The sequence below is a fragment of the Gordonia phthalatica genome, assembly GCF_001305675.1.
GTDB classification, from domain to species: Bacteria; Actinomycetota; Actinomycetes; order Mycobacteriales; family Mycobacteriaceae; genus Gordonia; species Gordonia phthalatica.
Genome location: NZ_CP011853.1, coordinates 1,356,382 through 1,383,124, shown reverse-complemented (window position 1 = coordinate 1,383,124; position 26,743 = coordinate 1,356,382). Strand labels below are relative to the sequence as shown.

Genomic DNA, 26,743 nt, shown 5'->3' with positions numbered 1-26,743 from the left:
GACGATCGAGGATCTCGGGGTCATGCGACCGGACCTCATCTCCGCGCTCACCACGATCATGAACGAAGACAGTGATGCCGAGGCCTCACGAGCCGCAGGCATCCTGTGCCGGATGGGCCGGACCGACGCGGTCGCAGACCGCTACAGCGGCCTGCCCGAGGAGAACCGGTCCGACTTCGTGAGGGCGTTCGCACGACCGTTCTGCGCCCCGCCGCATCGCGAGGCACCGCTCCGCAGTGCTCCGGTCGACCTCGCACCGCTCGCCACCGTCCTGCACAGCCATCCCGAGTTGAATGCGGCACTCTTCGACGAACTGGGAGTCAACCAGTGGCTTGGCACCGAGGACGTCGAGACCTACTTCGCGGCGCTCGACTCGGAGCGGTCGTCGATCCGCAGGCATGCCGCATGGTCGCTGGTCTTCACCCGTCTCGTCGGTACGCAGCGGCAACGGTACGCCGAAGCGCTGGACGACTTCGAGAACGATCCGGCGTTGACGCCACGCGTCGGCGATCTCCGTCGAATCTTCAACGAGTGATGCGCGGACCCGCGCAGCTCTCTGAAACGCGCGGATCCGCGGGGCGGTCCCTCCGTACGCGTCGGTAGTGCGAGATCACCGGAATGACCGACACGGTAGGGTGACGTCCGTCATGACCAAGTCCTTCCTCACGCGGATCGCCGCGGTCGCGGCCGCGTTCAGCCTGGTCGCCACCCTCGCGGCACCGACTGCGCACGCATTCCCCGGCGACCCGGGTGTGGCGCCCACTCACGCGCCGCTCCCGACACCGAACACCGACTCCTGCCCCTACCGGAGCCTTCCGGCACCCGCGGTCGACGAGTCCGAGGTGGTTCAGCCCGGCGAGACCACACCGACGCCCCTGCCGGTGCCCGCGACACCGGTCGGCGGTGAACAGCTAGCCGGATGCGGTGTCATCAGCGACCCGGCGGCCGGCCCGCTCCCCGACCGCCTCAATGCGGCGGGATGGCTCATCGCCGATCTGGAGAGCGGCCGGATCATCGCCGCCAAGGATCCGCACGGCCGCTACCGACCCGCGTCCACCATCAAGGTGCTCCTCGCCATCGTCGCCCTCGACGAGTTGGAGTTGGACGATCCGGTGGAGGCCACGCCCAACGACTGGTCGATGGAAGGCGACTCCTGCGGTATGGGTCCCGGCGGGGAGTACACCGTCCGCGACATGCTGACCGGTCTTCTCGTGGTCTCCGGCAACGACTGCGCCAACGCCCTCGCGCGGCTGCTCGGCGGCTACGACGCGACGCTCGACAAGATGAACCAGAAGGCCGCAGACCTCGGAGCCCTGGACACCCGGGCCGCCAGCCCGTCGGGCCTCGACGCTCCCGGCATGTCGGCATCGCCCTATGACCTCGCGGTGCTGTTCCGCGCTGCCATGCGCAACGAGACCTTCCGGCAGATGATCTCGATGAAGACCTACCAGTTCCCCGGGTACCCCAAACGGAAGGACGTCCCCGGCGACGTCGATCATCCCTCGTGGACGATGGGCACCTCCAACACGCTGTTACGTGACGGCTGGCCGGGCATGCTCGGCGGAAAGACCGGCTACACCGACGACGCGCTCAAGACCTTCGTCGGTGCGGCGGAGCGGGACGGTCGTGCGGTCGTCATCGTGCAGGTGTACGGGCTCAACGAGATGGACAATCTGTTCTCCACGCAGGCTGCGAAGATGTTCGAGTACGGCTTCGCCGCACCGGAGTCGGTCTCGATCGGCACGCTCGGCTCCGACCACGTGGATCCTGCCACCGGCGAGACGCACAGCGCCGATGGGCACAACGACGACGTGTCTCCCCGATCCGCGTGGACATTCGGGCTGCTGGGCGTCGCCGCCGTGTGTGCAGCACTCGCCGCCCTGCTGTGGCGGAAACGCCGCCGCGGCCGCTAGCCGATCAGCCCGCGGCCCCCTTGCTGGTCGAGCAAGAGAAGCGGCGACGCGCTAGTCCCGGTCTCGGCCGAGCCAGCCGGCCAGACCGGCCGCGGCGGCACCGATACCCGCGGCGGCGATCAGACGCCTGGCCTGCCGGTCCGGCTCCGACTCGTACACGGGTGACAGGAGCACGGTCTTCTGCTCCTTCTCGTCGGCCTTCGCCGCATCCTCGATCTCATCGACGATCAGGTAGGCCTCGTTCTTGGGATCGGCCGCACTGAAAGCCGCCGCATACAGCACGATGCGCGACGCGAGATAGGCGAAGACCAGCAGGCCGATGATCGGACCGAAGGCCGCACCCGCCGGGCTGCCCATCACCGACTTCAGATAGATGCCCCCGACGGATTTCAGGATCTGGAAGATCAGGGCGGTGCCGAGTGCCGGCCAAACGATCGCCCGCATCGGAACGTGGCAGCGCGGGAGACGCGCCAGCACGATGATGAACAGGCCCCAGGTCGCGACGATGCCGATCAACGTCGTCGCCAGACGCAGCAGACGGAGCGTCATCCCGTTCTCAGGAATGCCCACCACGTCCATGACGTGCGGACCGATGGGTCCGGAGGTGAGCACCGACAGGGCGATGGTGGCCGCGAACACCAGTCCCATGCCCGCGAACAACCCGAGGTCGTAGACCTTCGCCATGATCGCGTTGTTCTTGACTCGGCCGCCCCACATCTCGGTGAGGCCGTCGCGCATGAGACCCATCCAGCCGATCCCGGCCAGGCCCGCGGAGATCAGACCGATGATTCCGACCGTGCGACGCGAGGCGATCGCCGAGTCGATGACGGCGTTCAACTGATCGCCGAGAGAACCCGGAATGTTCTCCACGACCGCATCCGTGATCTCGGTGAGGAGATTCGGATTCCACACCAGGACGAACGCGGCGACCGCGAACGACACCATCAGGATGGGCACCAGCGAGAGGAAGCCGATGAAACTGATCGCGGCCGCATAGGCGTTGCCGCGCCGCTGGTTATACCAGTCGAGCGTCGCCAGAATGTGTCGGAGCAGAGCCGACCGTCCCAGGAGTCGCTCCCACAATGCCTTCAGTCGGGCGACGAGCTCTTTGATCCGATCCACTGTTCCCCTCCGATGTTCTCGTCGACGGACGTCCTGATCAACGATGCCCGGTCACGGGCGCGGCAGCAGGAAACCCACCTTGTCGTACACGTCGGCGACGGTCGCGGCAGCCACCTCGCGCGCCCGCGCCGCACCGCTGGCGAGGATGCCGTCGAGGTAGGTGGTGTCAGACAGGATCTCGTCCACCTTCCCCTTCAGCGGCGTGACGAACTCGGTGAGGATGTCTGCCGTCTCCACTTTCAGATCACCGTAGCCCTTGCCGTCGTACGAACGAACGATTTCCTCCATCTCGCGACCGGTCAGCGCCGCCTGGATGGTGAGCAGATTCGAGACGCCGGGCTTGTTCTCGCGATCGAACGCGATGACGCGGTCGTTGTCGGTGACCGCCGAACGGATCTTCTTCGCCGAGCGCTTCGGCTCGTCGAGCAGGTTGATCAGACCGGAGTCGGTGTCGGCCGACTTGCTCATCTTGGCGGTCGGGTTCTGGAGGTCGTAGATCTTGGCGAACTCCTCGACGATGTACGGCTTCGGAACGGTCAGTGCCTTGCCGTAGCGCTTGTTGAAACGCTGCGCGAGGTCACGCGTCAGTTCCAGATGCTGCCGCTGATCCTCACCGACCGGGACCTGATCCACCTGGAAGGCCAGGATGTCGGCCGCCATCAGGATCGGGTAGGTGAACAGGCCGACGCCCGCCGCTTCCTGGCCGGCCTTGGCCGACTTGTCCTTGAACTGAGTCATGCGGCTGGCCTCGCCGAAACCGGTCAGACAGGTCAGCACCCAGGTCAGCTGCGCGATCTCCGGGACATGCGACTGGACGTAGATCGTCGAGCGCTCCGGGTCGACGCCGACGGCCAGGAGCTGCGCGACGCTGCGGCGAGTGCGTTCCCGCAGCACCTTCGGATCCTGCGGCACGGTGATCGCATGCATGTCGGGGATGAAGTAGAAGGCGTCGAACTCGTCCTGAAGCTGCACCCACTGCCTCACGGCACCGAGGTAATTGCCGAGATGGAAGGAGTCGCTGGTCGGCTGGATTCCGGACAGGACGCGACGGCGCGGTTCAGGGCTGGTCATGGCTTCGATTGTTTCAGACCGCGACAATCGAATTCTCGGTGGTCACGTGGATCGGTCGCGCCGAGGCCGTCACCTCCTGAAACAGCCCCCGCTCAGCACCTCAACCGGTTCGCAACAATGCTCGGGAATGCCGCACAATTGGCCTTCCCACATCCAAAACGGTAGACGTTGATGAGCAGATATATCCGAATAGAGGAGCACAACGTTGACGTCCGCCAGTTGTTCTGGGCAGTTCCGTCTCGCCGCACGAGGCATCGCCTCGATCGCCGCGGCCCTGGAGCCTCCCGACAACTAGGTGTCTCACCCACGCACTCTCCAGACCGTTCTCGGTCTCCCTTTGAGCGAAAGTGAACCACCTCGATGGACCTTCAACAATTGTCGAGTCCTGTGGTCGTCCTCCTCTTTCTCGCCTTCTTCGGAACCAGTGTCTTCATCGCACTGCGAATTCGGAAGAGGACGGAGAATGCGGACGGCTACATGACCGCTGGCGGAAAGATCGGCTTCGGGATCTCCTCCGCTTCCATGACCGCCACCTGGATCTGGGCGGCGTCGATGTACGCATCGGCGACCTCCGGCTTCACCTACGGCCTCTCCGGCCCCATCCACTACGGGCTCTGGGGCGCCCTCATGATCCTGCTGATCTATCCGTTCGGTCGACGCATCCGCACTGTGGCCCCGCGTGCCCACACGATCGCCGAGGTCATGTTCGCGCGGCACGGCAGGTCCAGCCAGCTCCTGCTGGCCGGATCCAACATTCTGGGCAGCGTCATCAGCCTCACCGCCAACCTGATCGCCGGCGGCGCGCTGATCGACATGCTGTCGCCGTTCAGCTTCACCCATGGCGTCGTCGCCATCGCCGGCGGCATTCTCCTGTACACCCTGTGGTCGGGTTTCCGCGCGTCCGTGCTGACCGACTTCGTGCAGGTGGTCTTCATGCTCGGTGCCGTCGTGATCATCATTCCCGTCGTCTTCTTCGCTTCCGGCGGACCCGATCTCTTCTCGACCGGCGCCGAGAATCTGACCGATGAACAGGCGGACTTCTTCTCGTCCGACGCCTTCTTCAATCAGGGCGCGCCCTATATCGCGGCGGTTCTCGCCTATGCGATCGGAAATCAAACGATCGCGCAGCGTTTGTTCGCGGTCCGCGAGGATTTGATCAAGAAGACCTTCGTGACCGCGACAGTCGGTTACGGGTCGACGATCATCGGTATCGGCATGCTCGGTGTCATCGCTCTCTACGCCGGGATCTCCCCCGTCGGCGGCGATGTCAACAACCTGATTCCGCAGATGGCCGCGACCTATCTCAGCCCGGCGCTGCTGGCACTGTTCTTCATCATGGTCATCGGCTCGCTGTCGTCGACCGCCGACGCCGACCTGACCGCGCTGGCGTCGATCATGATGGCCGACGTCTACGGGCAGGGAGTGGGCCGGAGCAAGGCCGATCCGGCCAAGATGGTGCTCATCGGCAGGATCACGATGATCGTCGCGATCTCCGCGGCGCTGTACTTCGCGGGCTCGGACCTGAACATCCTCGACATGCTGGTGTTCGTCGGCGCTCTGTGGGGCGCCCTGGTGTTCCCGGTGATCTCGAGCTTCTACTGGGGACGCGTCACCAACGTGGCGTTCAGTGTCTCGGTGATCGCCGCGCTGGCGGCGTTCATTCCGGTCCGCTTCTCCTGGTTCGACATGTCCGGTGCGCTCGGCATCGGCACCGACATCCTCTCGACCGTGGGTATCGGCGTGGTCTTCGGACTCATGGCGTTCGGCTTCTTCGGACTGCGTCCGGCAGTGGTCATCGGCGTCGTGACGACCGTCGCGTCGGCGCCGTGGACCATCGGCATGCTCCACGAGTACGCGGTGCTGTCCGGCAGCCTGATCTCGTACTCGGTGAGCACCATCCTGTGCGTGGCCTTGACGATGGCGAACCGCGGGCCGAGTTTCGACTTCGCGCGCATCAAGCGGACGACCGGCGACTTCGACGACCGCGACTTCGACGACCCGGCGACGCCGGTGACCGGTGAGACCGCGATCGATGTCGGCGACTCGACCGTCGCCACCACCGCATCCCACAGTGAGGAGGACAACCGATGACGACGTTCTGGCTGACCGTGTACATCCTGATCTGGCCCGTGATCACCGCCGGCACCCTGGGCGTGATCGTGCGCGCCTTCTACCGTGAATGGCGGCAGGCCCGCGACGAGGGTCGCGACATGATCTGATCACCCGTTCATCACCACGACGGCCCGCGTCCCCGAAGGGGCGCGGGCCGTCGTGTCGCCTGTCGTGTCAGGCGAACTGTCGTGTCAGGCCAACTGGGTCGTCAGGCGAACTGGGCGGTGACCGGAGCGTGATCGGACCAGCGCAGGTTGTAGGCGGCGGCGCGGTCGACCCAGGTCTTCTGCGCGCGCTCGGCGAGTGCCGGCGTCGCCAAGTGGTAGTCGATGCGCCAGCCGGCGTCGTTGTCGAAGGCCTTCCCGCGCCACGACCACCAGGCGTACGGGCCGGAGACGTCGCCGTGATGTGCTCGCGCGACGTCGACCCAGCCCGCCTCGAGAAGACCCGCGATCCATTCGCGCTCGTGCGGGAGGAAGCCTGCGTTCTTGAGGTTGCCCTTCCAGTTCTTGATGTCCCGCTCGTCGGGGGCGATGTTCCAGTCGCCCGCCACGACGGCCTGGGCGTCGCTCGCGAGGAGTTCATCGAGGTGCGGTCGGAAGGCTTCGAGGAATCGCAGCTTCTCGTGGTATTTCTCGACGTCTTTCTCGTTCTCGGTGAGCGCCGCACCCGTCGGCAGGTACAGGCTGGCCGCGGTCACCGTCTGTCCTTCGACGTCGAAGTCGGCTTCGATGTAGCGACCGGAGACGTCGAACTCGTCGTCGCCGAAGCCCACGCGCACCGCGGTCGGCTCGCAACGGGACAGGATCCCGACGCCGGCGCGGCCCTTGATCGACGACTCCGAGTGCGACAGATGCCAGCCGGCGTCCAGCGCGGGAGCCAGCGCCTTGCGGGCGATGGCGTCGGTGGCGCGGACCTCCTGCATCAGGACGATGTCGGGCTCGGTCTCCTCGAGCCACGGCAGCATGCCGAGATTCTCCTCGGAGCGGTGCTTCACGGCAGCGCGAATTCCGTTGACGTTGACGGACGTGATGGAGAAGGGCGAGTTGATGGAGAAAGCAGGGGTGGTCACGGAAGCTCACTGTATCGGTCGGTCCCGACAGCAACGGACTCCTCCCGCGGAGGCTCCGCCGTTCCCGATCGCCGCGCTGCGAGAACCGCGATGATCAGCACCACCACGCCGCCCGCGGCGAGGGCCGCACCGGCGATCGACGGCGCCCGATAGCCGAGCCCCTCGGCGATCACCATGCCGCCCAACCACGCACCGATCGCATTTGCAACGTTGAGCGCGGAGTGGTTGAGGGCCGCGGCGATGGTCTGCGCGTCGTCAGCCACATCCATCAGCCGGGTCTGCAGTCCGGGGATCGCCGTCGAGCCGGAGCAGCCGACGAAGAAGGTGACGATCACGGCAGGCCATCCGGTGGAGACGAGCGCGGCGAACAGCAGCAAGGTGACCGCGGCCGCAGCCATGCCGATGGCGATGGCGCGGTCGCCGAGCGCGTCCGCCATCCTGCCGCCGACATAGTTTCCAGTGACCATGCCCGCACCGAAGAGCATCAGTGCGATCGGGACGGCGCTCTCGGAGATGCCGCCGAGCGAGGTCAACGCCGTGTTCAGATAGGTGTAGAAGGCGAAGAAACCGCCGAAGCCGATGACGCCGACCAGCAGGGTCAGCCAGATCTGGCTGCGACGGAGTCCGCCGAGCTCGGCCTTCGGGGACGACGACGGCATGTCACTCAGGTCGGGCAGCACCCGCCACAGCGACGCCACCGTCGCCACGCCGATCACGACGACGAGCGCCATCGCCGACCGCCAGCCGAGCGCCTGCCCCAGCCACGTGGCGGCGGGGACGCCGAGGACGTTGGCGACCGAGAGGCCCATCATCACCTGCCCGACGGCGCTGGCCCGCTTGCCGGGCCCGGCGAGGTGGGCGGCGACGAGCGCCGCGACACCGAAGTACGCGCCGTGCGGCAGTCCCGCGACGAAGCGCGCGGCCATCAGAATCGGATACGACTGCGCGGCGATGCTGAGCCCGTTGCCGATCGTGAACGCCACCATCAGAGACATGAGGAGTGTGCGTCGCGACATCCGAGCCGCCAACACTGCGATGACCGGCGCGCCGACCACCACGCCGAGCGCGTAGGCGGAGATCAGGTGGCCGGCGACCGGCTCGGTGATCTCGAGATCGGAGGCGATGTTGGGCAGCAGCCCCATCGCTACGAACTCGGTGGTGCCGATGCCGAAGCCACCGAGGGCCAGCGCGAGAATCACCCAGCCGACCCCGCGACGCGTCGAGGTCTCGGCGGGTGCGGCGGCGGTGGAAGAAGTGGTCACCCGAGACGCAACGGCCCGTCTCGGAGGAACATTCCCGAATGAAGCAGTGATACCGCCCACCGCCCGACCGCGAACGAAGCGAAGCGAGTCTTCTACCACAGGAATCTGCGGAGCAAAAGGGTTAAAAGCACCGACCCCGCAGCTGTTACATCCGCCTCTCAGTGTTGAGATATTCTCAGCAACAGGTCATGAGTGTCAGCATTCAGCCCCGGCTCGCTGACCGGCAACCCTCCTACCGCGGTGGGGTGCTCCGGGTGATGTCCTGGCTGCGACGGACTCGTCGCAGCAAGCGCGGGTCCGATGGTCGGACCCATACGAGGGCCCGCAGGGGCCGCCGACCGAAGAAAGTGAATGACGTCCATGTCTGATGCCGCAAATTGGAGCTTCGAGACCATCCAGGTGCACGCAGGCCAGGTGGTCGACGAGACGACCAAGGCCCGCGCGCTGCCGATCTACCAGACCACCTCGTTCGTCTTCGACAACACCGATCACGCTGCGAACCTGTTCGCCCTGGCTGAGCCCGGCAACATCTACACGCGCATCATGAACCCGACCGAGGACGCCGTCGAGCAGCGTCTGGCCGCCCTCAGCGGCGGCGTCGCCGGTCTGCTGGTGGCCTCCGGCATGGCCGCCACCACCTACGCGATCCAGAACATCGTCGAGGCGGGCGGCCACGTCGTCGCCAGCCCGCGCGTCTACGGCGGCACGTACAACCTGTTCCAGTACACCCTGCCGAAGTTCGGCATCGAGGTGACCTTCGTCGAGGACGCCGACGACCTCGAATCGTGGCGTGCGGCCATCAAGCCGAACACGCGCGCCGTGTTCGCCGAGACCATCTCCAACCCGCACAACCAGGTCCTCGACATCGCGGGCCTCGCCGGAGTCGCCCACGACGCGGGCCTCCCGCTGATCGTCGACAACACGATCGCCACCCCGTACCTGCTGAATCCGTTCGAGCACGGCGCCGACATCGTCGTCCACTCGGCCACCAAGTACATCGGCGGCCACGGCACCGCGATCGCCGGCGCCATCGTCGACGGCGGCAAGTTCGACTGGCGCGTCCAGCGTGACGGCCAGGACCTGTTCCCCGGCTTCACCACCCCGGACGCCAGCTACAACGGCGTCGTCTACGCCGACCTCGGTGCCCCGGCCTACGCACTCAAGGCCCGCGTCCAGCTGCTCCGCGACACCGGTGCCGCCATCTCTCCGTTCAACTCCTTCCTGCTGGCCCAGGGCATCGAGACCCTGAGCCTGCGCATGGAGCGCCACGTCGCGAACGCCCAGAAGATCGCCGAGTACCTCGAGGGCCACGGCCAGGTCACCAAGACCATTTACGCCGGTCTGCCCTCGTCGCCGTACTACGAGCGCGCCAAGGAACTGCTCCCCAAGGGTGCGGGCGCCATCGTCTCGTTCGAGATCGAGGGCGGCGTCGAGGCCGGCAAGGCCTTCGTGAACGGTCTGGAGCTGCACAGCCACGTGGCCAACATCGGCGACGTCCGCTCGCTGGTCATCCACCCGGCGTCGACCACCCACAGCCAGCTGTCCGCCGAGGATCAGCTCGCCGCGGGCGTGACCCCGGGCCTGGTGCGCCTGGCCGTCGGCATCGAGGGCATCGACGACATCATCGCCGACCTGGACAAGGGCTTCGCGGCCGCCGCGGCCGCCAAGTAGTCCTCGCAGGCATCAAGAAATACACAGTGATTCCTTCACGGATGGGAGGGGTCCGGTGTCGGTGAACATCGACCCGGCCACGACGGTGAGCGATCCGCGCTGGGCCACCGGCCCGGACGGCGCGCAGACCGCGGTCTCGATCGGCGACCTGACACTCGATTCGGGTGTCGGGCTCGCCGACGTCACCGTCACCTTCCAGAAGTGGGGAACCCCGAACGCCGCGCGCGACAACGTGGTCCTCGCATTGCACGCGCTCACCGGCAACTCCCACGTGACCGGCCCCAGCGACGATCGATCGCCGATGGCCGGGTGGTGGGACGGCCTCGTCGGCCCCGGCCTCGCGGTCGACACCGACGAGTGGTGCGTCATCGCACCCAATGCGATCGGCAGCTGCTTCGGCTCCACCGGTCCCGGATCCATCGCGCCCGACGGCACGCCGTGGGGATCTCGTTTCCCGCGACTGACCGTCCGCGACCTGGTTCACGCCGAAGCACGCGCCTTCGACGCCCTCGGCATCGGCCGCTTCGCCGCCGTCACCGGCGGATCGATGGGCGGTGCGCGTGCTCTTGAGTGGGCGCTCACCTATCCCGACCGCGTCGGCGCCGCCCTGGTGTTGGCCGTCGGAGCACGTGCCAGCGCCGACCAGATCGGCACCCAGACCACCCAGATCGAGGCCATCAAGGCCGACCGCGACTGGCAGGGCGGCGACTACTACGGCACCGGCCGGTCCCCCGCCACCGGCATGGGCATCGCCCGCCGCATCGCCCATCTCTCCTATCGGTGGGATCGCGAGCTCGACGACCGCTTCGGAAATCGACCGCAGGGCGACGAGGAGCCGCTGATCGACGGCCGCTACGCGGTCGCCAGCTACCTGGAACACCAGGCCGACAAGTTGATGCGCCGCTTCGATCCCGGCAGCTACGTGGTGCTCTCAGACGTCCTGAGCAACCACGACGTCGGCCGCGGCCGCGGCGGCGTCACCGCCGCACTCCGCGCGTGCCCCGTCCCGACCGTCGTGGGCGGCATCGACTCCGACCGCCTGTACCCGCTCTACCAGCAGGAAGAGCTGGCCCGCGACCTGGGGAACTGCGTCGGCGGCCTGCACGTGGTCCACTCGGACTCCGGACACGACGGCTTCCTCACCGAGTTCGAACAGGTCCACGACCTGCTCGCCGAGACCATGCGCCTCGCACGGGAGCACCGGCCGACGCGCTGACCCGGCACTGTATCGGCCGCGCCGTCACATCTCGCTCGACGCCACCCAGTACTCGGTGAACCGGCCGTCCCGAATCGTCAGGATGTCGTTGCCAGACAGGTAGACCGGCTGCCCGTCGACGGTCGTGCCCTGGCCCGCCCATCGACCTGCGACGAAACCGTCCTCCGCGAACGGACCGACTTCGATCTCGAACACCAGGTCCCGGTACGACGACTTGGTCGCGTCGATCAGCGCGGCGAGCTTGCCTGCTCCCTCCACCTCGACGCTCGGCCAGTGCCCGAGGAAGTCGTCGCTCACCAGTTCTTCGGCCACCGCTTTGAGTTTCGCGAGACCGGTCGGCCCGTTCCACAGCTCATCGATCCATCGACCGTAGAGCTCTCGGGCCTCCGCAGTGGATTCGCTCATGCACCCCACCGTGGCACATCGAGCGGCCGGAGTCGGTGATTACGCGGTGCCCAGAGCGTCGATCGACGTCGACAGCCACAACATCATGGCACCCATCGACGCCATCGCGGCGATGTCGAAGGGCTTGCTGCGCACCTGCAGCAACCCGACGCGGTTGGCGGGCAGGAGTGCCCGGATGGCCGCGCCGAGAAGCATCGCCGACCCGAAGACGAAGGTGCCGCGCCGCCAGCGGTCGATCAGCACCAGGCCCGCCGCGACGACGATCACCGCGATCACCGCGTAGTACGGAATGTTGACGATGAAGCCGTGCGCCTTGCGAGCACGGCGGACCGCGTCGACACGGTCATCGGCATCGTCGGACATCATCAGGCCTCGCGGGCGGCCAACTGCGCTTCGGCGCGCTCGACGACGTTCGCGAGCAGGAAGGCTCGGGTCAGGGGGCCGACGCCGCCGGGGTTCGGCGACACCGCGCCGGCCACCTCCCAGACGTCAGGATGCACGTCGCCGGTCAGGCCGGCCTCGGTGCGGCTCACGCCCACGTCGATGACGGCCGCACCGGGCTTCACCATGTCGGCGGTGATCAGGTGCGGGACGCCGGCGGCCGCGACGACGATGTCGGCACGCTGCACCTCGGAGGCGAGGTCGCGGGTGCCGGTGTGGCAGAGGGTGACGGTGGAGTTCTCGCTGCGGCGGGTCAGCAGCAGGCCGATCGGCCGACCGATCGTGACGCCGCGGCCGACGACCGTCACGCGAGCGCCGTCGAGCGGGACGTCGTAGCGGCGCAGCAGGTGGATGACTCCGCGCGGGGTACACGGCAGCGTCGACTCCTTGCCGAGGACCAGGCGGCCGAGGTTGATCGGGTGCAGGCCGTCGGCGTCCTTCTCGGGAAGGATGCGCTCGAGGGCCGCGTTCTCGTCGAGGTGCTTCGGGAGCGGCAGCTGCACGATGTAGCCGGTGCAGGCCGGGTCGGCGTTGAGGTCGTCGATCGCGGCGTTCAGCTGCTCGGTGGTCGCGTCGGCGGGGAGGTCCTTGCGGATCGAGGCGATGCCGACCTTGGCGCAGTCGGAGTGCTTGCCCTTCACGTACGACTGCGAGCCGGGGTCGTCGCCGACCAGCACGGTGCCCAGGCCGGGCGTGATGCCCGCGTCCCTGAGCCGCGCCACTCGGGCGCTCAGATCGGTGAAGATCTCGTCGCGGGTGAGTTTGCCGTCCAGTCGAATCGCCGTCACGGGTCCCCATTGTTCCACTGAATCGGCAAATTCCTGCACTCGGACCCGGAACGTGTACCAACCAAGTGCTTGGTTTGTTAGGTTCCGGGCATGAGCTTCTTGAAGCAGACCGCCCCTGACGTCGACTTTCCCACGTGGAGCAAGGGGACCCGCGCCGAGAAGATCAAACCGATGGCACGCCACTGGGCCGAGGTCGGCTTCGGGACCCCCGTGGCACTGCACCTCTTCTATGTGCTGAAGGTGGCGCTCTACATCCTGATCGGCTGGGCCGTCGTGGTCGCGACGCCGGGGATCGACGGCTTCTTCGACCCCAGCTCCTGGTTCGCCGAACCGATCGTCTTCCAGAAGATCGTGCTGTACACGATGCTGATCGAGGTGGTCGGTCTGGGCTGCGGCTTCGGTCCGCTCAACAACCGCTACTTCCCGCCGATGGGCTCGATTCTGTACTGGCTGCGGCCGGGCACCATCCGGCAGCCGCCCTGGTCGCGGATCCCGCTGACCGGTGGCGACACCCGCACCCCGGTCGACGTCGCGCTGTACGCAGCACTGCTGGTGATGACGGTGGTCGCGCTCTTCCTCGGCGGGACGGGACCCGTCGACGAACTCGGCAGCACGGTCGGCGGCCTTCCGACGTGGTCGGTCGTCACGATCCTGGTGCTGCTCGCCGCGATCGGGCTGCGCGACAAGACCATCTTCCTGGCCTCCCGCGGCGAGGTGTACGGCGCGCTGACCGTCACCTTCCTGTTCGTCGGCGCCGACATGATCCTCGGCGCCAAGCTGATCTTCCTGTGCATCTGGCTCGGCGCGGCGACGTCGAAGCTGAATCGCCACTTCCCGTTCGTGATCGCGACGATGATGTCGAACAATCCGATTGTTCGATCGCCGAAGCTCAAGCGCCTGTTCTTCCGGAAGTTCCCCGACGACCTGCGGCCCGGTCTACCCGCCCGCGGCATCGCGCATGTGTCCACCGCCGTCGAGGGGCTGGTGCCGCTGGTGCTGTTCTTCACGCACGGCGGGTGGCCGACGTTGATCGCCGCGATCGTCATGCTGTGCTTCCACTTCGGCATCCTGTCCGCGATCCCGATGGGCGTGCCGCTGGAGTGGAACGTCTTCATGATGGTCGGCGTCGTGACGCTGTTCCTCGGCCACTCCGACATCGGCCTCGGCGACCTCGTCTCACCATGGCCGCTCCTGTTGTTCGCCGTGTCCGCCGGCGTCGTCGTGATCGGCAACCTGATGCCGCGCAAGGTGTCGTTCCTGCCCGGCATGCGCTACTACGCGGGCAACTGGGACACCACGCTGTGGTGCATGAAGCCGTCGGCGTCGGCGAAGGTGGAGAAGAACATCGTCGCCATCGCCTCGATGCCCGCGGCGCAGTTGCAGCGGTTCTACGGCAGTCCCGAGGCCGCGCAGGTCGCCCTGTACATGGGATACGCGTTCCGCGCGTTCAACAGCCACGGTCGTGCGCTGTTCACCCTAGCCCATCGCGCGATGGCGGGCACCGACGAAGCACAGTACATGCTGACCGACGGTGAGCGGATCTGCACCACCACCATGGGCTGGAACTTCGGTGACGGCCACCTCTCCAACGAGCAGTTGATCGCCTCCATGCAGAAGCGCTGTCGGTTCGAGCCGGGCGAGGTGCGGATCGTGCTCCTCGACGCGCAGCCCATCCACCATCAGACCCAGCAGTACCGCCTCGTCGACCCCGCGATCGGCGAGTTCGAGCGGGGCTTCGTCCGGGTCGCCGATCTGGTCGACCGGCAACCGTGGGACGACGACGTGCCGGTCACGGTGCAGTGGCGAGCCGAGTGACTCGGGTCATGTCGGCCGCGTGGACGAAAAGCCGTAGACCCGGGGTTCATCCACGACCGCCGCAATTAGTCTGAGTCGTCTCCCCTGAAGCCGCACGAAGGACGAAACATGCGTCGCCACGTCATCACCTCGCTCCTCGCCGTCTCTGCAACTGTTCTGGTGGCCGGTTGCGGAGGGTCGACCGACACGAGCACGACGGCGACGACCCCGGAGCGCGGCACGACGGTCGCCGCTCCCGCGCAGGCCGAGCGGGCGACGGACACGACCGCACCCGAGACGACGAAGACCGCGCCCGCCGCGACTGCGGCGGACGCGGTCATGCCGAACGTCGTGTGCATGAATCTCCAGGACGCGCAGAACGCGATCCAGAAGGCCGGCGTGTTCTTCTCTCGCAGCAAGGACGCCAGCGGGCAGGGCCGTCGTCAGGTCCTCGATCGGAACTGGATCGTCGTCGCCCAGACTCCCGATGCGGGCAGCCCGGTCGGCGAAGGCGAGGCGGTCCTGTCCGCGGTCAAGATCGGAGAACCGAATCCCTGCTGATCAGGCGGTGCCGATCAGGCAGTGTCAATCAGGCCGCGGCAGCGACCTGCGAGCGGGCGACGGCGAGGAACTCTTCGACGGTGACGTAGAAGCCGGTCGCGTCGTCGATCTGGAACCAGACGGTCTGCTTGGGATCCAACTGGTCGAGCTTGTTCTGGGTGTTCGTGGTGTTCTTCATGGTCGTGTTCATCATTGGTGCCTCCAGGCATGGTGTGGCAGCGGCTCGCGCCGCTGCGGAATGTCGTGGGTCTCGGGCGCCGGTGTCGGCCCGGGGACGGGTACTGCAAGAGGTTCTCGTGGCTCGCTGCGCTGTTCGGCGCGCGGGCCCAGACCCTGAGGTCCTCATGAGTTACGCAGACGGTGTGGGCGGATCGTGAGAGGATCAACGCGATTTGCTGCGGACGAATCACTATCGCACGACCGTTCGACGCGAGTCAAGGGGTATTCTGCGAGATCGTGTTCCGCATCGTGTTCTTCAGCCCCCGAATCCCTCCCAACACGGGAAACGCGATCCGCATCGCCGCCAACACCGGGTGCGAACTCCACCTGATCGAGCCACTGGGGTTCACAATGACCGACAAACAGGTGAAGCGCGCAGGCCTGGACTACCACGAGATGGCGCACGTGACCGTGCACCCCGATCTGGAGACTGCGTGGGAGAAGCTGCAGCCCAAGCGGGTGTTCGCCTTCACCGCGCACGCCACCCGCTTCTACACCGACGTCGCCTACGAACCCGACGACATCCTGCTGTTCGGACCCGAGCCGACGGGGCTGCCCGACGAGGTCCTGAACGACCCGCACGTCACCGACCAGCTCCGCATCCCCATGCTGGCGGGGCGACGCTCGATGAATCTGGCCAACGCCACCTCTGTCGCGCTGTATGAAGCGTGGCGTCAGCACGGCTTCGACGGCGCCGTGTGAGAATTTTGTAGTCGAATCGGGCGTGGAGCTCGATTCGGTCACACTTTCCCGCCTCGTCTGCAAGGCGGCGCGTCAGCTCTCCCAGTCGACGCGGGCCGCCATGTCCCGGAGTCGTTTCCGACGGGCCGGTGATCCGGTCGACACCCAGCCGATCCGGCCGTAGACATGAGCACGGAAGTCGGGGTGCCCGTCGCGGTTCTGCGACTGCGCACCGTGCCGGATCGCGTTGTGCAGCAGCGCTTTCAGCGCGTCGAAGTCCGCGCGCGAACTCCGCACGCCGCGGTTGACGACGAGGCCGCCGAGCTGTTGCCGCTGGTGGTCGTGCATGATGCGGGTCTTGCTCGGGTGGACGACGAAACCCTCGGCGGCGGCCACGCGAGTGACGAACCAGACCAGCTTCCCCGCGTCGAGGTCGTCGCCGGAGAAGGCGAGGTCGTCGCCGTAGCGGGTGTAAGCGATCCGATGCTTGGCCGCGTATCCCGCGATCCGGAAGTCGATCCTGCGGAGGACGAGGTTCAGCAACGCGGGTGAGGTCGGCGCCCCTTGCGGCAGGTGACGCTCCCGCAGCAGTGCCGCGTGGATCGGATCGACGAGCTTCTCGTCGTCGATCGCGATGGTCGTTGTGCACAGGCTCGCCAGGTAGGCGGCGACTGCCGGCGCGTAGCCGATGGCCGCGAACACCGCCCGCACCCGCGGGTACGTGACGTGCTCGAAGCAGCGCCGCAGGTCCACCCGGACCACCGTGTCATGGAGCGCGTGCGTCGACGCGTAGCTCTGGACCGAGCGACCGCGAACGAAGCCGTGGGCCGCCGGATGCGGCGGGACCGCGCTCAAGATCTCGTCGAGGATCCGGCGCTGCGCGGTGGCGAGCCGTTCCTTGGGCGCTTCGATGATGCGGAATCCGCCGTCGCGCTTCGGAAGTCGCTGCACTCGGTAGTGGCGCAGCTGCGGCTTCGCACGCCGTGACCAGCGGCCGCGTGCGGCGAACCAGTCAAGTTCGGTGACGCTCATGGCCAGCCAGTGGGCCAGCGCGGTGACGTCGTCGATCGGGCGGACCGCGAAGACCGGGTGGGACACCACCGGCTCCGCGACCCGAACCGTCCGATCGGCGGGGATCGCAGCCAGGAATGCGGCGAGGTCGTCGCGATGCGGCGGTGCGGCGAAGGCGGTGACGAGCAGGCGGGTCACGTCGTCGGCGACGACCGGATCGAGCACGGTGACGAGGGCGCCGTTGATCTCCCGGGACGTCCAGACCTCGGCGGACCGGTCGGGAGTGACCGGCCTGCGCAGCCGGTCGATCGCGTGGACCGCGAGGCGAACCTGAGCGGAGTCGTACCGCCGCGGGTGACTCACCCCCTGCGGTCCGCCGAACAGGTCCCCCATGCGACTCCTCTTCCGTGGTCGGGCGGTGCGACCAGACCTGTCGTCATCGGCGCGCAGTGGCGCACACGGAGTGTGCCGTCCTGCGCGCGACGCGAGAACTCACCGTGGATGCACCCGGGGGTAGCCCCCGAGACGGGTCGATCGACCCCTCTCGCACCGCCCTTCCGCGGTCGATTGTGCCGGATGCGCAGGATGTCTGTCATCTGTTCGGGCCCGCACGCGGCATGACGTCGACCGTTCGACCGCACCGAAACGACATCTCACCGCGTCTCGTTGCGGACTGGGCGCTTTGCGCGCAGACTCACCGGCATGACTGAAGCAAACGGGTTGATCACCGTTCCTCGGGGTCTCAAGAACGTGATCGTCACCGATACGAAGATCGGCGACGTCCGCGGCAATGAGGGTTTCTACCATTACCGCCAGTACGACGCGACGCAGCTGGCGCGGACCCAGACGTTCGAGGACGTCTGGCACCTGATGTATCAGGGTGCACTGCCGGACGCCGCTCAGTCGGAGGCCTTCGCCCGTCGCGTCGGCGAGCTCCGGGTCCTCGACGGCGCGACCGTCGACCTGCTCCGCAAATTCGTGACACCGGAGGTGGAGCCGCTCGCAGCACTGCGATTGGCCCTGGCTTCGTCCGGAATCCTGGAGAAGCCGCTGTTCGACCTCTCCGAGGAGGAGCAGACCGAGGCGGCTCTGAAGTACACCGCGCTGGCGCCGACGGTCGTCGCGGCCGCGTATCGCCTGGCGCGGGGGCTCGACGTGGTCGACGCCGACCCGTCGCTCGGCCACACCGCGGACTACCTGCGGATGTCGACCGGCAACACCGATCAGACCGCCGTCGAGGCACTGCAGACCTACCTGATCACCACGATCGATCACGGTTTCAACGCGTCGACCTTCGCCGGCCGCGTGGTGGCGTCGTCCGGCTCGGACATGACGTCGTCGATCCTCGGCGCGCTCGGCGCGTTCCTGGGACCGCTGCACGGCGGAGCACCGGGTCGCGCACTGGCCTCGCTCGACGAGATCGGTGACCCGTCCAACACCCGCGAGTGGGTGCGCACCAAGATCGCGAACGGCGACGTCATCATGGGCTTCGGTCACGCCGTCTATCGCACGCACGATCCGCGCGCCGAACTGCTGAAGGAGGTCGTCACCGCTCGGTACGACTCCGAGCTGGTGCAGCACGCGCGGGCGGTGGAGACCGAGATCGAGACCGCGATCAACGAGTTGAAGCCGGGCCGCAAGCTGTACGCGAACGTCGAGTACTACGCGGGCGTCCTGATGAGCGAGGTGGGTCTGCCGCCGGAGATGTTCACGCCGACCTTCGGCGTGGCGCGCATCGTCGGCTGGACCGCCAACATCCTGGAGCAGGCCGCGGAACGGAAGATCATCCGCCCGGTGGCACGCTACGTGGGCCCGGAGCCCCAAAAGGCGTGACGCAGCAGGCGTGACGCAGCAGGCGTGAGCCCGATGCAGACGGTCCCGAGTCCAGGCGTTCTGGACTCGGGACCGTCGTGCTGCTCGGCTACGGCTTGTTCGCGTAGACGTACTTGTAGTACTCGGCGTCCTTGAGTTTGCCGGCGGCAGCGGGGTCGACGACGATCGTCGCGGTCGGATGCCACTGCAGGATCGAGGCGGGGCACGACGCGGAGAGCGGCCCCTCCACGGCGGCGGCGACCGCGTCGGCCTTGCCCTCGCCGGTCGCGACGAGCGCGAGATGCCGTGCGTCGCTGATGGTTCCGAGGCCCTGGGTGATGACGTGCATGGGGACCTGATCGAGGTCGTCGTCGAAGAAACGGGCGTTGTCGCGGCGCGTCTTCTCGGTGAGCGTCTTGATGCGGGTGCGGGAGGTCAGCGACGACGACGGCTCGTTGAAGCCGATGTGGCCGTTGCTGCCGATGCCGAGGATCTGCACGTCGACGGGGCCGACCTGCCCGATGAGCGCGTCGTAGGCCTGTGCGGCGGCCTTGCTGTCGGGGGCCATGCCGTCGGGTGAGTGGACGTCGCCGATGTCGATGTGGTCGGTGAAGTTGTCGCGGATGAAGCGCGCATACGACTCCGGGTGCGTCGTCGGCAGGCCCACGTACTCGTCGAGGAGCACCGCGTTGACGCCCTTGAACGAGAGGCCCTCCTCGTTGTGCCGTCTGATCAGCTCGGTGTAGGTGGCGAGCGGCGACGAGCCGGTCGCCAGTCCGATGGTCGTGGCACCGCCCTTCACCGCGTTCGCGATGATGTCCGCCATCACCTGTTCGGGGTGATCAACGATCACGACCTCCATGCGCTCCCCTGCTCTTTCTGTGCCCGCGGGAAATTCTGTCCCCGCGACCTTATCGCGAAATTCGGTGCACTTCCGGCGACTCCTCAGCACCAGTCCCGCGACCGGGTGCCGACCTTGAGGTCGAGCTTCTGCAGTCGGTCGGCGACGACGGTCACGGCTCCCTCCGCGTTCTGCACCTTGCCGCGGATCAGCAAGGCAGGCGCGGTCTGCGCGAGCTTTCGGTAGCGCGCCCACAGCCCCACCGAGCAGACGACGTTCACCATGCCGGTCTCGTCTTCGAGGTTGACGAAGGTGACACCCGACGCCGTCGCGGGACGCTGCCGGTGGGTCACCGCTCCCCCGACCAGCACGCGGGTGCCGTCGGCCACCGACAGCAGTCGGTCGGCGGGGACGACGCCCATCGCGTCGAGGCGGGGACGCAGGTACTCGGTCGGGTACGCGCGCGGCGAGATGCCGGTCGACAGCGCGTCGACGGTCGTGAGCTCCACCTCCGACATCCCGGGCAGCATGGGAGCGGCGCGCGGCGAGGTGATCTTCAGGTGCTCCTCGCGCAGTCCGGCGGCGATCCCCGTCTCCCACAGCGCGGACCGACGGTCCAGTCCCAGACTCTCGAAAGCGCCCGCGGTGGCCAGCGCCTCGAGCTGGGCGGTGGTCGCTTCGACGCGGCGCGACAGGTCTGCGACGGAGGTGAACGGTCCGCCGGACTCCCGTGCCTGCACGATCTTCTCCGCGCTCTCCGACGACAGTCCGCGGACCGCGCCGAGCCCGATCCGCACCTCGGGGCCGTCGTCGCCCCGCTCCAGACCCGCGTGGGCGAGAGAGGAGTTCACGTCCGGTCGACGGACCTGCACGCCGTGGCGGCGGGCGTCGGCGACCAGTGACTGCGGCGAGTAGAAGCCCATCGGCTGAGCGCGCAGAAGGCCCGCGCAGAAGGCCGCGGGATGATGCAGTTTGAACCACGCCGAATAGAAGACGAGCGACGCGAAGCTCTGCGAATGACTCTCCGGGAAGCCGAAGTTGGCGAACGCCGCCATCTTCTCGTAGATGCGGTCGGCGAGCGGGCCGGTGATGTCGTGGGTCTCGCGCATGCCGTCGTAGAACCGTTTCTTGAGCCGTTCCATCTTCTCCGGCGACCGTTTGGATCCCATGGCGCGCCGCAACTGGTCGGCCTCGCCGCCGTTGAAGCCCGCGACGTCGCGCGCCAAGTGCATCAGCTGTTCCTGGAACAGCGGGATGCCGAGGGTGCGGCCGAGGGCGGCCTCCATCGCGGGATGCTCGCAGGCCGGCGACTCCAGACCGTTGCGGCGGCGGATGTAGGGGTGCACCGAGCCGCCCTGGATGGGTCCGGGACGGATCAGTGCGACCTCGACGACGAGGTCGTAGAAGTTGCGCGGCTTCAATCGCGGGAGGGTCGCCATCTGCGCCCGCGACTCCACCTGGAAGACGCCGACCGAGTCGGCGCGGCAGAGCATCTCGTAGACGCCCTCCTCGGTGAGGTCGAGCTTGGCGAGATCGACGTGGACGTCCTCGTGCTCGGCGACCAGGTCGATCATGTAGTGCAGCGCCGACAGCATGCCGAGACCCAGGAGGTCGAACTTCACCAGGCCGACGGCGGCGCAGTCGTCCTTGTCCCACTGCAGGACGCTGCGGCCCGGCATGCGTGCCCACTCGGTGGGGCAGACATCGGCGATCGGTCGGTCGCAGATCACCATGCCGCCCGAGTGGATGCCGAGATGCCGCGGGAGGGAGGAGATCTCGGCGGCCAGCGCGCGGACGTCGTCGGGCGCGGAGTCGGGGACCTTGCTCCACGCGTCCTGCTGCCCGGGGGCATAGCCCAGAGCGCGGGCGGTGTCGCGGATCGCCGAGCGCCCGCGGTAGGTGATCACGTTGGCTACCTGCGCGCTGCGGCTGCGCCCGTGCTTGGCGTAGACGTGCTGGATGGCCTCTTCCCGGCGGTCGGACTCGATGTCGACATCGATGTCGGGCGGCCCGTCGCGTTCGGGTGAGAGGAACCGTTCGAACAGCAGGTGGTTGGCGACGGGGTCGACGTTGGTGATCCCGAGGGCGTAACAGACCGCGGAGTTGGCGGCACTGCCCCGCCCCTGGCACAGGATGTCGTTGGTTTTGCAGAAGGTGACGATGTCGTGGACGACGAGAAAGTAGCCGGGAAAGGTCAGCGTCTCGATGATCGCGAGCTCGTGGTCGATCTGCCGGTACGCGTCCGGTCGCTGTTCGCGCGTGCCGTAGCGGCCGCGGGCCCCGCGTTCGGTCAGCTCCCGCAGCCAGGTGGCCTCGGTGTGACCGTCGGGGACGTCGTAGGGCGGCAGGTTCGGCGCGATCAGCCCCAGCGAGAACGCGCACTCCTGCGCGAATGCGACCGCGTTGTCGATGGCGTCGCGGTGCGCGGGCATCAGCCGCAGCATCTCGTCGCCGGTCCGCAGGTGCGCGCCGCCGACGCCGGGCAGCCAGCCGTCGATGGTCGCCATGTCGGTTCGGGCTCGGATGGCGGCCATCGCCGTCGCGAGCCGCCCGTTCTCGGGTGCCGCGAAGTGCGCCCCGGTGGTCGCGACCGTCGGCACCCGATGCGATGCCGCAAGCGCCGCCAGGAGTGCGTTGCGCTCGTCGTCGTCCGACCCCGATCCGGGGCTCAGTTCGACAGCGACGTTCTCCGCGCCGAAACGTTCGATCATCTCCCCGAGCGCGGCGTCGGCGGCCCGCCGACCTCCACGATCGAGGGCGCGACGCACCGCGCCCTTCCGGCAGCCGGTGAGCACCAGCCAGTGACCGGCCGAGGCGTGCTCGGCGATGGCATCGGCGTCGTACCGCAGCAGCCCCTTCTCGCCACCGCTCATGTGGGCGTCGGCGATGACCCGCGAGAGCCTGCGGTAGCCCTCGTCGCGGCGCGCGAGGACCAGCAGATGCTCCCCCGGCGGATCCACCGCCCCGGCGCGCGCGGCGTCGCGCTGCAGCGACAGTTCCGCGCCGAAGATCGTCGGCATGCCGAACTCCTTCGCGGCCTCGGCGAACCGTACGACGCCGTAGAAGCCGTCGTGGTCGGTCAGCGCCAGCCCGCGCAGCCCCAGCCGTTGCGCCTCCTCGACCATCGCCTCGGGCATCGACGCCCCGTCGAGGAAGCTGTACGCGCTGTGCGCATGCAGCTCCGCATACGGAACGGTCGACGCACCGAACTCGATGTCGGCGGCCTCATAGGCGCCCCGCTTGCGGGACCACGCCGGCGAGTCGCCCCCGTCGCCCGGCGCACCGCCGTAGCCGGCGCCGTTGAACGTCGGCGGGAAGGTCTCCCCCGGGCGGTCGCCGCGAGCGGGCGCGCGACCGGACAGGACGCGTTCCATCTCCGACCAGGTCGGAGGCCCGTTGTGCCAACCCATCCCTCGATTCTAGAACACACGTTCGATTCACGGAATGGTTGTGATGCGGGCCGTGCAGGCCAGGAGCGTGTCGTCGTGGACCGCGCAGGCTGCGATCGGCCGGTCCGACAACCGTGAGGTCGACCCGTCGACGCCGATCCAGCACAGGCCGCTGCGGCCGCTGACCCAGCAGCCCGCTGCGGCGGCGTGGACCGCGCGCAGTCGATCGTTCTCCATCCAGTGATCGACGACCGGCGCCGGATAGTCATGAATGGAGATCGACTCGCCTCGCCGTCGAACGACGCGAGGCAACTGCCGATCGAGCAGCCACAGGTCGTCGTCGGCCGCGCTGACCTTCAACGGCAGAAACGCGGGTCGCGGTTGAAGTTCGGGGACGTCGTCGAGGTCGAGGTCGACCAGCACCGACTCCACCAGACACTCGTCCCTACCCGCACTCCGGTCCGACCGTTCGTCGATCAGCCGCTGCGGTGCCGCTTCGACATCGCGCATCGCCTGCAGCGCTCGCGCCGTCGGGATGCCGCGATCGTACGTCCACCTCTCCCCGACGATCCGTACCCGCGTCACCCGACCGCGGATCTCGTTCCGGCAGAGTGCACTGAAGCTTGCGAAGAAGTGCCCGCGCAAGTCGACGGGACCCAGTCGAGGTCGCGGCCCGGCCCAGTCCGCGGCCCATCCTTCCCCGCGGAAGACTCCCGACCACGTGAACCCCTCACCGCCGACACCGCCTCGCCCGGGCCGTGGGGGTTCGGGCGACGGTTCGATGACGCCTCGCACCGAGTGCGCGTCCGGGAATCGGTCGGATTCTTCGAAGGTCACCGCGTAGGTGACGACCTGACCGACGACGGGCGGCGACATCTCGCCGTCGCCGATCGCATGCGGATCCACCAGCACCGTCACAATCCGGTTCGCCACTCGCCTTCACCTCGCTCCACGTCGATTTGACCACCCCATCAGAGGATGGGTGAGCAAGTGCCCACGAAAGCGTCAAATCGCGCCACTTCCGTCGTCCGGAGACCTGAAATCCACCGCGAAATCATTCAGCGTCGTACGTATCTGTGCAATTCTGACTCGGTGACGTGTTACTTCGTGACCGGCGGCAGTGGTTTCATCGGCCGCCGCGTTGTCGAACGCCTTCTGGCCCGCGACGATTCGGCGCGGGTCCTCGTCCTGGTGCGTCCAGGAACCCTGCCTCGGTTCGACACTGCGATGGAGAAGATCACCGGGGGCGACCGGGTGATCACCGTCGTCGGCGACGTGACCCAGGACGGCCTCGGGCTGCGCGGTGACGACCTCGGCCCCATCGACCACGTGATTCATCTGGCCGCCCTCCACGATGTGACGGGCGACGAGAAGCAGCAGCACGAGGTCAATGTGAACGGCACGCGCCGCGTCGCGGAGTTCGCGGTCTCCCGCGGCGCGATGCTGCATCACGTGTCATCGCTCGCCGTCGCGGGCAACCATGACGGGGACTTCACCGAGAACGACTTCGACCTGGGCCAGGGCTTCCCCACCGGATGCCATCGCTCCAAGTTCGACGGCGAGCGAGTGGTCCGCGAGACCCCCGGTCTCTCCTGGCGCGTCTATCGGCCGGCGGCGGTGGTCGGAGACTCTGTGACCGGCGAGACACCGAAGGCCGACGGCCCCTACTACTTCTTCAGCCATCTCACTCAGTTGCGGCAGTTGCCGTCGTTCCTCCCCGTGCCGATGCCCGATTTCGGTCGGATCAACCTGGTCCCCGTCGATTTCGCCGCGGACGCCCTGGTCGCGCTCGTCGAGTCGCAGCCGGGTCGGAGCAGCCTTGTCTTCCATCTGGCCGACCCTCAGGCGTGGACCAGCACCGACCTGTTCAACGCGATCTCCCCGGCCTTCGACGGTCCGCGCGGTTTCACCGCCGTCCCGTCCTCCGTGCTACGACCGGCACTGGTTCTGAGCGGTCGCGGGCCGTTCCGCTCGGGCCGCGACCTGGTGGCCGAGCAGGCGGGCATCCCGCCCGCCGCACTCGACGCCGCGGCCGTGCCCGTCGTGGTGCGCAGCGAGTACACGATCGCGACGCTCGACGCACTGGGCATCCGGTTGCCGAACCTCGTCGACTACGCCCCACGGCTGTGGCGCTACTGGTTCGACCACCTGGATCCCGCTCGCCATCGTCGCGACGATCCGCGCGGCCCCCTGGTCGGCAAGAACATTCTCATCACCGGCGCCTCGGCCGGCATCGGCCGCGCGACCGCCCGCATGTGCGTACGACGCGGAGCGAACGTCTTCCTCGTCGCGCGCGATGCGGACCGACTCGTCGGCACGGCCGCCGAACTCGACGCGGAGGTGCCGAAACCCGGGCTGCCGCTGGGTCGCGCCTACGCCTATCCGGCGGACATCAGCGACGAGGCCGCCGTCCAGACCCTCGTGAAGTCGGTGTTGTGCGAGCACGATCACGTCGACGTCCTCATCAACAACGCGGGCCGCTCCATCCGACGCGCCACCGCCAACGCGATCGATCGCTCGCACGACTACCACCGCACGATGGCCGTGAACTACTTCGGCGCCGTCTACCTGACCCTGGCCCTGCTGCCCCACATGACGGAGCGGCAGTCCGGGCACATCGTCAACGTCTCGTCGATCGAGGTGCAGAGCCGCGCACCGCGGTTCGGCGCGTACGCCGCGTCGAAGGCCGCGCTGGAGGCCTTCAGTGACGCGACGAGCGCCGAGACACTCTCGGATCATGTGACGTTCAGCAATGTGCGCATCCCCTTGACACGCACTCGGATGATCGTGCCGACCAACGCCTACGACGCCGTCCGCGGCATCTGGAGTGTCGACAAAGCCGCCAACCGCGTCCTGCGGGCGATGATCGACCGACCCAAGCGCGTCAACACCCTGATCGGCGACCTCATCGACTTCGGGCACCACGCCGCGCCGCGGCTCACCAACCGACTGCTCCATCAGGACTTCCTGATGCACGAGGAGTCGGACGCCGCCCTCGGCCGAGTGGGCTGACCGACACCCCACGCCGCACCACGATCCGCACTCGCGCGTCAGCGCCCCTACCCCGAGGCCTGACGCGCCGAACACGTTTGCCGTCGCGGTGCCACCTTGCGGTGTCGCCTTCACCGCGACGCGCTATCAACTTTTCAAAGAACTTGACGACGACCACTGAGGGACGCCTCGATAGGTTCTGACAACTATGATATATCTCACTTAATAAAAGAACAATAGTTCGAATTCATTGGATCGTGTCCACATCTGCCGTCGTCGTCGGCATCTCCGACCTCGAATGACACCGTCGCACGCCGGTACGACGTTCCCTGCCGATCCGCACCGCGCCGACAGAGGTCGTCGACCTCATC

Annotated in this window: 23 protein-coding genes and 1 riboswitch; of the genes, 11 read left to right on the top strand and 12 right to left on the bottom strand. The window is 67.5% G+C overall.

From position 1 onward, the window contains the following. The first annotated feature begins 22 nt into the window (after positions 1-22). Together ACH46_RS06465 and ACH46_RS06460 are read left to right on the top strand one after the other, a co-directional pair. Positions 23-535 carry a hypothetical protein gene (locus ACH46_RS06465; RefSeq protein ID WP_157851018.1) on the top strand — a complete coding sequence of 171 codons (513 nt, stop codon included), beginning with the start codon at positions 23-25 and terminating at the stop codon, positions 533-535. A gap of 112 nt (positions 536-647) precedes the next feature. Continuing rightward, positions 648-1,913: a D-alanyl-D-alanine carboxypeptidase family protein gene (locus tag ACH46_RS06460; RefSeq protein ID WP_062395063.1), complete on the top strand. Its 1,266-nt coding sequence runs from the start codon at positions 648-650 to the stop codon at positions 1,911-1,913. A 51-nt stretch (positions 1,914-1,964) separates the two neighbouring features. On the opposite strand, the gene ACH46_RS06455 is transcribed toward ACH46_RS06460, so the two are convergent. Together ACH46_RS06455 and trpS are read right to left on the bottom strand one after the other, a co-directional pair. Beyond that, positions 1,965-3,035: a YhjD/YihY/BrkB family envelope integrity protein gene (locus tag ACH46_RS06455; protein WP_062392192.1), complete on the bottom strand. Its 1,071-nt coding sequence runs from the start codon at positions 3,033-3,035 to the stop codon at positions 1,965-1,967. A gap of 51 nt (positions 3,036-3,086) precedes the next feature. Continuing rightward, positions 3,087-4,106 carry a tryptophan--tRNA ligase gene (trpS, locus tag ACH46_RS06450; protein ID WP_062392191.1) on the bottom strand — a complete coding sequence of 340 codons (1,020 nt, stop codon included), beginning with the start codon at positions 4,104-4,106 and terminating at the stop codon, positions 3,087-3,089. Between the two features lie 360 nt (positions 4,107-4,466). On the opposite strand from trpS, the gene ACH46_RS06445 reads away from it, so the two are divergent. Together ACH46_RS06445 and ACH46_RS21575 are read left to right on the top strand one after the other, a co-directional pair. After that, the gene (locus ACH46_RS06445; protein WP_082399451.1) at positions 4,467-6,197 is read left to right on the top strand and encodes a sodium:solute symporter family protein; all 1,731 of its coding nucleotides are present in this window, start codon (positions 4,467-4,469) and stop codon (positions 6,195-6,197) included. Next, positions 6,194-6,325, top strand: a complete 132-nt coding sequence (locus ACH46_RS21575) for a putative transporter small subunit (RefSeq protein WP_226995786.1) — start codon at positions 6,194-6,196, stop codon at positions 6,323-6,325. Before ACH46_RS06445 ends, ACH46_RS21575 begins: the two co-directional genes overlap by 4 nt. A gap of 101 nt (positions 6,326-6,426) precedes the next feature. On the opposite strand, the gene ACH46_RS06440 is transcribed toward ACH46_RS21575, so the two are convergent. Together ACH46_RS06440 and ACH46_RS06435 are read right to left on the bottom strand one after the other, a co-directional pair. Then, positions 6,427-7,290 carry an exodeoxyribonuclease III gene (locus ACH46_RS06440; protein WP_226995785.1) on the bottom strand — a complete coding sequence of 288 codons (864 nt, stop codon included), beginning with the start codon at positions 7,288-7,290 and terminating at the stop codon, positions 6,427-6,429. Next, the gene (locus ACH46_RS06435; protein ID WP_062392190.1) at positions 7,287-8,552 is read right to left on the bottom strand and encodes an MFS transporter; all 1,266 of its coding nucleotides are present in this window, start codon (positions 8,550-8,552) and stop codon (positions 7,287-7,289) included. Before ACH46_RS06435 ends, ACH46_RS06440 begins: the two co-directional genes overlap by 4 nt. Before the next feature lie 184 nt (positions 8,553-8,736). Beyond that, positions 8,737-8,850, top strand: a riboswitch (SAM riboswitch). Positions 8,851-8,912: 62 nt separating this feature from the next. Between ACH46_RS06435 and ACH46_RS06430 the strand changes: the two genes are divergently transcribed. Beyond that, positions 8,913-10,223: a bifunctional o-acetylhomoserine/o-acetylserine sulfhydrylase gene (locus tag ACH46_RS06430; RefSeq protein WP_062395059.1), complete on the top strand. Its 1,311-nt coding sequence runs from the start codon at positions 8,913-8,915 to the stop codon at positions 10,221-10,223. Positions 10,224-10,278: 55 nt separating this feature from the next. After that, positions 10,279-11,439, top strand: a complete 1,161-nt coding sequence (metX, locus tag ACH46_RS06425) for a homoserine O-acetyltransferase MetX (protein ID WP_062392189.1) — start codon at positions 10,279-10,281, stop codon at positions 11,437-11,439. Between the two features lie 24 nt (positions 11,440-11,463). Here metX and ACH46_RS06420 read toward each other — a convergent pair whose 3' ends face one another. From ACH46_RS06420 to ACH46_RS06410, 3 genes are read right to left on the bottom strand one after another with little or no spacing between them, the layout of a single operon-like run. Continuing rightward, a complete protein-coding gene (locus tag ACH46_RS06420) occupies positions 11,464-11,844 on the bottom strand; it encodes a nuclear transport factor 2 family protein (RefSeq protein ID WP_062392188.1) in 381 nt (126 codons plus the stop codon). 39 nt (positions 11,845-11,883) lie between these two features. Further along, complete coding sequence (locus tag ACH46_RS06415) at positions 11,884-12,207, bottom strand: DUF3017 domain-containing protein (protein WP_062395058.1); 324 nt, start codon at positions 12,205-12,207, stop codon at positions 11,884-11,886. Positions 12,208-12,209: 2 nt separating this feature from the next. Further along, positions 12,210-13,073, bottom strand: a complete 864-nt coding sequence (locus ACH46_RS06410; RefSeq protein ID WP_062392187.1) for a bifunctional methylenetetrahydrofolate dehydrogenase/methenyltetrahydrofolate cyclohydrolase — start codon at positions 13,071-13,073, stop codon at positions 12,210-12,212. 90 nt (positions 13,074-13,163) lie between these two features. Between ACH46_RS06410 and ACH46_RS06405 the strand changes: the two genes are divergently transcribed. Both ACH46_RS06405 and ACH46_RS06400 read left to right on the top strand, forming a co-directional pair. After that, complete coding sequence (locus tag ACH46_RS06405; protein ID WP_062392186.1) at positions 13,164-14,888, top strand: DUF3556 domain-containing protein; 1,725 nt, start codon at positions 13,164-13,166, stop codon at positions 14,886-14,888. 108 nt (positions 14,889-14,996) lie between these two features. Continuing rightward, a complete protein-coding gene (locus tag ACH46_RS06400) occupies positions 14,997-15,428 on the top strand; it encodes a PASTA domain-containing protein (protein WP_062392185.1) in 432 nt (143 codons plus the stop codon). A gap of 28 nt (positions 15,429-15,456) precedes the next feature. Here ACH46_RS06400 and ACH46_RS21250 read toward each other — a convergent pair whose 3' ends face one another. Further along, a complete protein-coding gene (locus ACH46_RS21250) occupies positions 15,457-15,621 on the bottom strand; it encodes a hypothetical protein (protein ID WP_157851017.1) in 165 nt (54 codons plus the stop codon). 263 nt (positions 15,622-15,884) lie between these two features. Here ACH46_RS21250 and ACH46_RS06395 point away from each other — a divergent pair, with 263 nt between their 5' ends. Further along, positions 15,885-16,349 (top strand): tRNA (cytidine(34)-2'-O)-methyltransferase, encoded by a 465-nt coding sequence (locus ACH46_RS06395; protein ID WP_062392184.1) that lies wholly within the window; start codon positions 15,885-15,887, stop codon positions 16,347-16,349. A 72-nt stretch (positions 16,350-16,421) separates the two neighbouring features. On the opposite strand, the gene ACH46_RS06390 is transcribed toward ACH46_RS06395, so the two are convergent. After that, complete coding sequence (locus ACH46_RS06390; protein ID WP_062392183.1) at positions 16,422-17,732, bottom strand: reverse transcriptase family protein; 1,311 nt, start codon at positions 17,730-17,732, stop codon at positions 16,422-16,424. Between the two features lie 309 nt (positions 17,733-18,041). Between ACH46_RS06390 and ACH46_RS06385 the strand changes: the two genes are divergently transcribed. Continuing rightward, positions 18,042-19,172: a citrate/2-methylcitrate synthase gene (locus ACH46_RS06385; RefSeq protein WP_062392182.1), complete on the top strand. Its 1,131-nt coding sequence runs from the start codon at positions 18,042-18,044 to the stop codon at positions 19,170-19,172. Positions 19,173-19,260: 88 nt separating this feature from the next. Here the strand turns inward: ACH46_RS06385 and nagB are convergent, their stop codons facing one another. From nagB to ACH46_RS06370, 3 genes are all read right to left on the bottom strand, one after another. Continuing rightward, positions 19,261-20,013, bottom strand: coding sequence for a glucosamine-6-phosphate deaminase (gene nagB / locus ACH46_RS06380; protein ID WP_062392181.1), 753 nt, complete (start codon positions 20,011-20,013; stop codon positions 19,261-19,263). An 83-nt stretch (positions 20,014-20,096) separates the two neighbouring features. Beyond that, a complete protein-coding gene (locus tag ACH46_RS06375) occupies positions 20,097-23,402 on the bottom strand; it encodes an error-prone DNA polymerase (RefSeq protein ID WP_062392180.1) in 3,306 nt (1,101 codons plus the stop codon). 27 nt (positions 23,403-23,429) lie between these two features. Next, on the bottom strand, positions 23,430-24,314 hold the full coding sequence (locus ACH46_RS06370; RefSeq protein WP_062392179.1) for a hypothetical protein: 885 nt from the start codon (positions 24,312-24,314) through the stop codon (positions 23,430-23,432). A gap of 159 nt (positions 24,315-24,473) precedes the next feature. Between ACH46_RS06370 and ACH46_RS06365 the strand changes: the two genes are divergently transcribed. Beyond that, positions 24,474-26,393: an SDR family oxidoreductase gene (locus ACH46_RS06365; protein ID WP_062392178.1), complete on the top strand. Its 1,920-nt coding sequence runs from the start codon at positions 24,474-24,476 to the stop codon at positions 26,391-26,393. Positions 26,394-26,743: the final 350 nt, after the last annotated feature.